The sequence below is a fragment of the Hydrogenophaga laconesensis genome (genome assembly GCF_031457235.1).
In the GTDB taxonomy this organism is placed as follows: Bacteria; Pseudomonadota; Gammaproteobacteria; order Burkholderiales; family Burkholderiaceae_C; genus Hydrogenophaga; species Hydrogenophaga laconesensis.
Genome location: NZ_JAVDWE010000036.1, coordinates 1 through 7,049 on the forward strand (window position 1 = coordinate 1; position 7,049 = coordinate 7,049).

A 7,049-nucleotide genomic window follows, 5' to 3' on the forward strand; every position below is an offset into this window, starting at 1 on the left:
GGCAAGAAGCGGCTGCCAGCGCGCGTCAAACAACCGCTGCAGGCCGCAGCTCAGCCCAATCACGGCTGGAGCTGCGACTTCATGTCCGATGCGCTGTGGTCGGGCCGGCGTTTTAGAACCTTCAACGTCATCGACGAGTTCAACCGCGAAGGCCTTCGCATCGAGGTTGACACCAGCCTGCCGGCTGCCCGTGTCATCCGTGCCTTGGACGAGCTGGTGGAGGTGCGCGGTGCGCCACTGTCGATTCGCCTGGACAATGGCCCCGAGTTCATCGCCAACGCGCTGGCCCAGTGGGCGCAATCCAAGGGCATCGCGCTCAATCACATCCAGCCCGGCAAGCCCACGCAGAACGCCTATGTCGAACGCTTCAACAAGACCTACCGTACCGAGGTGCTCGATTGCTACGTCTTCGACAGCTTGAAAGAGGTGCGTGACATGACGGCCGACTGGCTACACCGCTACAACCATCATCGACCCCATGAAGCCCTCGGCCGCATCCCACCGGTCGAGTACCGTGTCAAACTGTTCCCCAACCTCTACTTCTGACTGGCTCAGGAAATCGAGGGGACTTCACGACGACGACTGATCGCAGATGACAGCAACCGCTGCAAAATGGTCACTTGTAGTCCTCGGGGATAAAGAAGTTACTTCGAGAAGCCGCAAAACCGCCGCATGCATCGACAACAAGAGAGTGGCCGAGAGAATCTAAGACAGGTAACGGTCAAATCTCAGAAACGCCGCCAAAGAATCTCTGCTGAGAGATTGCGACTGGCCTGCACTCCGCAGGGAACCGGGCGTTGCGGCCAAAAAGAAGCCCCCGACGGTGCGGGGGCTCTGACTAGCTGGCGGAGGACGTAGTCTCAAGTTAAATCGTCTCAGAGAAACAAATCCCTGTAGCAGGGAATTTTTCAGGGAATTCTCGCCTGTCACCTACGCCAAGACATACCGCAAGAGCACGTGCTGCGTCGCTTTCCCGCAGGTTACGCACTTTGTTGTGTGTGCAGAACAGGGAATGTTTCTTGGTGGAACAGGGAAATATGTCCGGGTTTGCGCGAGCGAAATGTGGAATCGAGATTCAGGCATCCGTCAGCCAATCCCAGGTGATGGCTGTGGAGGAGAGACGATCGAGTCACGCGCGCTTGCAAGCACGTCGTCAGTGTTGAACTGACAAACAAGTAGCACTTGATTGAAGGGATGGGACTTAGGCCCCATCCCCTCTCCGTCGCGACGAATCTCAAGTTCACGCTGTCGCACATGCTGCGAACTAGCGCGCGGACCGTGAAGGCTATTTGTCGGCCTGATCGCTGGCATCTCCCAGCCAATCAAAGCGACGGGGGCTTCACGGCCGAGGCTAGTCCACCTTCACCTTCGCGGACTTGACGACCTCTGTCCACGATAAGATCTCCGCCTGCAGCTTCTTCTCAAAAGCAACGCTCTCCAAAGGGGCTAGCTCCGCGCCGAGAGCTGCCACTCTCTCCTGAGTGCGAATGTCCTTGAGGATGCTCAGTACATCATTTTGAATCTTCGAAGCGATGGCATCGGACATGCTTGCGGGGCCCACCAATCCATTCCAGTTCGTCATTTCGTATCCGGCTATACCGGCCTCTGCCACGGTAGGGACATCCGGGAGGAGTGGAGACCGAGTTTGTCCAGAGACCGCGAGCGCACGCAGTTTCCCGGCCTTTACATGTGGCGCAAGCACCGATATGGACGTTGACATCATCATGATTTGACCTGAAAGCAAGTCTGTCACGCCCGCACCATTCGATTTGTACGGAATGTGTGTGAGTTGAACACCAGCCATGTATGCAAGCTTGGCCATTGCTAGGTGAGGAGATCCGCCATTCCCGCTGGACCCATATGTCACGTAGCCGGGCCGTTCCTTTGCCAAGTCGATCAACTGACGTAAGCTCTGCACGGGAAGTCCGGGATTGACGCAGAAGGCAAACTGGTTGAATGTCGTGTGCACCAAAAGCTTGAAGTCCTTCACAGCGTCATAGGACAAATTGGAGTACAGCGCAGCGTTCATGGCGTGATTGCTGGCAAGCATCCCCAACGTGTAGCCGTCAGGAATGGAGCGGGCGATTGCATTCGTTCCGATCGCACCACCCGCACCGGTCTGGTTGTCAACAACAACTCCCTGCTTCCAGAGCTCTGACAGTCGCTCAGCGAGCAGTCGCGCCGTGAGGTCGCTGACGGTCCCAGGACCATATGGCACGATGATCTTCACAGGTCGCACAGGATATTCTTGAGCCCGGGATGGCAGCGCCATCGCGAGGGGAAGACCTCCAAGAAGTTGAATTGCGCGTCGTCGACTTTCTTGCGATTGGTTTCTGTTGCTCACATTTGTCTCCTAGATTTAGTGGTTATCGGGCTGAGTGAAGAACCTCTGCGGTGTGCTCACCGGGAATCGGCGCCGGCCTGTCATCGCACGGCGACAATAGAGAAAGGCGAAACGGAGAGCCAAACTGGACTCTTCCACCATGGTCGTTGATCATTCCTCGAGACGACAAATGCGGATCTGCAAGTACTTGGTCGATCGTCTGTACGTGGCTAACGCATACGTTGGCTCCATCAAAGACTTCCAACCAGTCTCGTGCGTCTCGCTCACGTAGTCGCTGGCTAACTTTCGCCTTTGCAACAGCCTCCTCGTCGGATGGTGACCGCCGGTAGTGCTCCTCGTGACGCGCAAAGGCTTTCAGCTCAGGATGCCCAATCACATCGCAGAAGTTGACCCAAAGGTGTGGTTCAGAACACGCGACCGCCAGTCTTTCTTCGTCCCGAGTGGTGTAGACGCTGTAGTAGGGATAGCCGCCACAAAAGACTCCTTCTTCAGCCCTTGGCGTATGCCCCTTGGTAACCAACTGGCGCAGGTTCGGCGTCGAGGCCAGAAGAGCTAATGTGCAATCCAGATAAGAAATGTCGATGTACTGGCCTGGCAAACCTCTCTCTCGAGCGAACAGCGCAAACATAATGGCCAGCGCCGCATGCAGCGAGGCACCTCCGTAGTCTGCTACGAGGTTCAAGGGAATGCTGACCTCGTCTCCATGTGACTTCACCAGATCAAGCACGCCGGACCGAGCGAGGAAATTCAAGTCATGCGCAGGCTTAAGCCGATCAGGCCCAGTCTGTCCGTATCCGGACATCGAGCAGTACACCAGCCGGGAGTTCACCTGACGCAAGGCATCGTAGCCAACGCCGAGTCGATCCAAAACTCCGGGCCGGAATCCCTCGACAAGAACGTCCGAGTTCTGAGCTAGGCGCTTCAACGCCAATACACCTTCCTCTGTCTTTAAATCAATGAAGACGGAGCGCTTGTTGCGATTGGTGTAAGACCTGCGCGCCACCTGTTCTTCGTTCTCGCTCAGGATCACCGAACTAGGAGACTCCACCTTGATCACGTCGGCACCCATGTCAGCCAGCATCATTCCCGGCACTTCCAAAGGCGGCACACGGCCGAGCTCGAGAACGCGGATGCCCGAAAGAAGACTCACAATATTTCCCCAGCGCGCGCAGACGAAAGAACGGATTCCGTATCAGCTCCTAGCCTAGGCGGCACTGAGGGAGTTGACTTCCACCCATCAAACGTCACCGGGTTAGCTGGAAAAACCAACGTGCCCATCCTCTCGTCCTCAATTCGAACGAAATGTCCCACCGCAACAAGATGCGGATCAAACATTAGGTCGTCCAAACGATTCATGGGCGCAGATGGGATATCCAGTCGCCTGCATAGAGCCAGCGCCTCCACGGATGTGCACCCCCGCAAGTGGCCCGCCAGCCGTTCATACAGGGAATCAATGTTCTTCGTACGATCGGAGAGACTGGAATACCGAGGGTCTTGGCCTGCCTCACAGTCGTTGAAGGCCTTCAAGATTGAGCTCCAATGCGCGTCGCTGTAAGGCATGACGCATATATGACCATCGGCAGTGACAAAGGGCTTCCTGTGAGAAGCGAACGCGCGTCTGTAGCCTACGGCGGACACTGGGGGGTCAAACAGGGCCCCTTGCGCGTGCTCGACCAAGCCGAATGACACCACGGCCTCAAACATAGGAATTTCCACTGTCGCGCCTTCGCCAGAAGTAGCCCGACGCACCAATGCGGCCATGATGGCCCCAGCCGCGACCATTGATCCGACCTTGTCTGCCAGGGTCGTTGGCATATAACGTGGCTCCCCGATCTGCCTTTCCATCATTGCGGCTAGGCCGGATAGCCCTTGGATGACGTCGTCGTAGGCGGGCAATCCCGCGTAGGGACCAGAGCTGGAGAAGCCCGTCAATTCGGCGAAGACTAGACGAGGATTCAACTGACGTAGCCGTGACGCTCCCAAGTCAAGTGCGCGAAGCTTTTCAGGACGCATGTTGTGCATGAACACATCAGCATCCTTCACGAGTGCGAGTAGCGCGGCGCGACCTTCGTCAGTCTTGAGATCCAAGACGACACTGCGCTTGTTCCGATTTACGGCCAAGAACAGTGACGCCATTCCCACCTCTAACTCAGGACCAATCTGACGTGTGCTGTCTCCACCAGGAGCTTCAATTTTGATGACTTCAGCTCCGTACTCGGCCAATGTCTGACTCGCGTAGGGCCCCATGACCACGGTGGTCAGATCAATCACCTTCATCCCAGCCAACGGACCCTTCACTTGATGCTCGGTTTTCATGAGGCGCATTGTTCATAACAAAGTCCATGTTGAAAAATATAAAATTGCCACCCATCCATATGAGAAATTAATAATGGAACTACGCCAACTTCGCCACTTTGTGGCTCTTGCAGAGCTGAGCAGTTTCAGTCGAGCAGCCGAGCGGATGCACATCGCCCAGCCGGCCTTATCCATCTCCATCCGCAATCTCGAGCGAGAGATCGGAGTACTGCTGTTCGACCGGGGCCCTCGACATGTGCTGCTTACTGCCGAAGGAGAGGAGGCGCTCCGTGCTGCGCGCGGAGCACTTGCGCAAGCGGAAGAGGTTGCGAGGATCGCTACGTCCACAAAGGAAACCGGTGTCCTTCGGGTGTCCTTCGTGGGATCCGCCGCCTACCAGATCCTGCCCCGTTTTGTCCCTGCGTTCCGACGCCTGCATCCCAAGATTGAGCTGGAATTGTCCGAAGGACCAAGCCTTGAGGTCATCAACCGCGTCAAGGAAAATGTCGTCGAAGCCGGGATCGTCCGGCACCCGGTGATGCAATCCACTGGGTTGGAGATTCGCGTTCTGAGTCGAGAACCTTTGGTGGCAGCTCTACCACGCGGACACGCGTTGATCAAAAAGACTCGGGTCCGGCTCGCCGATTTGGCAGGAGAGGATTTCATTCAGTATTCACACACGCATGCTCCCACCATGAACGCCATCATCTCATTGGGATGTCAAAAGGCGGGGTTCGAGCCAAAGGTGTCACAAGAGGCGATCCAGATTCAGACCATTCTGAGTTTGGTCGAGTGTGGGCTAGGCGTAGCACTCGTTCCCGCATCCACCCCAAGTGCTTCTTGGCAACGAGTTTGTTTCAAATCTTTAGCTGATGCACAGAGCCTCTTGACTGTCGGACTTGCGCTAGTTTTTGACCCCGAATCGAAGAACCCAAGGCTGCCCAACCTTGTCGAGGTGATGGTCGGTTTGTCTAAAGCAGTTTCGAAAATCCCTAAGGGTGCGACATGACAGACCGCTGTGAGCTGTCACCTATCCGCGCGAACGGACACCTCCGCTCCTCGGTTGCGCTCTAGAAGATTTTGCTTGCTTGTTGGCAATAGGAGGGTTCTCTTCAAGCATTTCCCGAAAGCGCTTCGCGGCACTACTTTCGGAGGTTGGTGGCACCGCAACACCCAGTGCAACTACCAGGGACGATTCAACGGACACATCCCTAAAGACGACTCGCCGGGTTGATCCAGTGCTACTTGCAGCGGGAACTAACGCCACACCGATACCGCTTTCAACGAGACTGACAAGAGTTTGAACTTGAACAGCTTCTTGAGTAACACGGGGAGTGAAGCCGGCCGCCTGGCATGCTAGGAGCACTTGCGCACGGAGGTTGGAAGCGCTCGCGGCCGAGTAGAGAATGAACGACTCGTTGGCCAGCTCTGAAAGCGCCAACCGCCGACGTCGGCTCAATGGGTGGTCTGCGGGAAAGGCAACAACCAACCTATCCCACTCGACTGGCGTGATTTCCACCGGAGTGGTCTCCGCCACCGGAAAACGCACAAGGCCCAAGTCCAACTTACCGGACTCAAGCTCACGAAGGATTTGTGTGGTTGTCCCCTCGCGGAGGTCTAAGACCACATTGGGATAGCGTTCTCGAAACAAGGGCAGCACGCGAGGCAACAAGAGGTAGGTTGCGGACCCCACGAACCCCACACTCAGCCGCCCTCCTACCCCTCTTTTTAACGCAGTGATGGTGTTACGAATCTGCTCAGAGTGAAAGATGATTTTCTGGGCATCTGCAAGCACCGCCTGACCAGCCTCAGTCAATCGCGCTCCTCGCTTCCCTCGGTCAAACAGCTGCGCGCCGATGTCTGCCTCCAAGCGTCGTATCCCAGTTGACAGCGGGGGTTGAGCGGTGTGCAGCTTCTCAGCCGCTTTGCGGAAGCTCTGTGTCTCTGCCACCGCCAAGAATTGAGTTATCTGGCGAAAATTCATCATCAAAAAGATATCACTAGAGTCGAAATCAGTATTGGACATTGAAAGTATCGCTTCGTAAAGTGAACCCTGCACAAAGAGGAGCACATATCCAATGAAGGTTTTGGTATCGGTAAAGCGAGTGATGGACGCCAACATAAAGGCGAGAGTTAAGAGCGACGGCACCGGCGTTGACGTCATCGGGGTCAAGATGAGCATGAACCCCTTCGATGAGATTGCCGTAGAAGAGGGCGTTCGGCTCAAGGAGCGGGACATCGCTCGCGAGGTCGTTGTTGTGTCTTGCGGCCCATCGGCGTGCCACGAAGTACTGCGCACGGCCATGGCCATCGGCGCGGACCGCGCCATCCTGGTCGAGACCACCACCGAACTGCAACCCCTGGCCGTGGCCAAGCTGCTCAAGGCGCTGGTGGACAAGGAACAGCCGCA

At 56.3% G+C, this 7,049-nt stretch carries 7 protein-coding genes; 3 read left to right on the forward strand and 4 right to left on the reverse strand.

Going from position 1 to position 7,049, the window contains the following annotated elements; genetic code table 11:
* The coding region (locus J2X09_RS26715) for an IS3 family transposase (protein ID WP_204735937.1) at window positions 1–546 on the forward strand (546 nt) is incomplete at its 5' end.
* Window positions 547–1,351: 805 nt separating this feature from the next.
* On the opposite strand, the gene J2X09_RS26720 is transcribed toward J2X09_RS26715, so the two are convergent.
* The 3 genes from J2X09_RS26720 to J2X09_RS26730 form a co-directional block, all read right to left on the reverse strand.
* The gene (locus tag J2X09_RS26720; protein WP_310309897.1) at window positions 1,352–2,230 is read right to left on the reverse strand and encodes a tripartite tricarboxylate transporter substrate binding protein; all 879 of its coding nucleotides are present in this window, start codon (window positions 2,228–2,230) and stop codon (window positions 1,352–1,354) included.
* A gap of 136 nt (window positions 2,231–2,366) precedes the next feature.
* A complete protein-coding gene (locus J2X09_RS26725) occupies window positions 2,367–3,494 on the reverse strand; it encodes a CaiB/BaiF CoA transferase family protein (protein WP_204735935.1) in 1,128 nt (375 codons plus the stop codon).
* Window positions 3,491–4,660, reverse strand: a complete 1,170-nt coding sequence (locus tag J2X09_RS26730) for a CaiB/BaiF CoA transferase family protein (RefSeq protein WP_204735934.1) — start codon at window positions 4,658–4,660, stop codon at window positions 3,491–3,493. Before J2X09_RS26730 ends, J2X09_RS26725 begins: the two co-directional genes overlap by 4 nt.
* On the opposite strand from J2X09_RS26730, the gene J2X09_RS26735 reads away from it, so the two are divergent.
* Entirely contained in the window at window positions 4,659–5,648 is a 990-nt protein-coding gene (locus tag J2X09_RS26735) for a LysR family transcriptional regulator (RefSeq protein ID WP_204735933.1), read from the forward strand. The two genes, J2X09_RS26730 and J2X09_RS26735, sit on opposite strands and share 2 nt — an antisense overlap.
* A 21-nt stretch (window positions 5,649–5,669) precedes the next feature.
* On the opposite strand, the gene J2X09_RS26740 is transcribed toward J2X09_RS26735, so the two are convergent.
* Window positions 5,670–6,821: a LysR family transcriptional regulator gene (locus J2X09_RS26740; protein ID WP_310309898.1), complete on the reverse strand. Its 1,152-nt coding sequence runs from the start codon at window positions 6,819–6,821 to the stop codon at window positions 5,670–5,672.
* On the opposite strand from J2X09_RS26740, the gene J2X09_RS26745 reads away from it, so the two are divergent.
* A partial coding sequence (locus J2X09_RS26745) for an electron transfer flavoprotein subunit beta/FixA family protein (RefSeq protein WP_445352007.1) occupies window positions 6,718–7,049 on the forward strand: 332 nt, incomplete at its 3' end. The genes J2X09_RS26740 and J2X09_RS26745 overlap by 104 nt on opposite strands.

Excerpts from the sequence above, each read along its gene's own strand:
- J2X09_RS26730 (WP_204735934.1), bottom strand. The coding sequence starts at position 4,660 with ATGAAAACCGAGCATCAAGTGAAGGGTCCGTTGGCTGGGATGAAGGTG.
- J2X09_RS26740 (WP_310309898.1), bottom strand. The coding sequence starts at position 6,821 with ATGCTCATCTTGACCCCGATGACGTCAACGCCGGTGCCGTCGCTCTTA.
- J2X09_RS26735 (WP_204735933.1), top strand. The coding sequence starts at position 4,659 with ATGAGGCGCATTGTTCATAACAAAGTCCATGTTGAAAAATATAAAATT.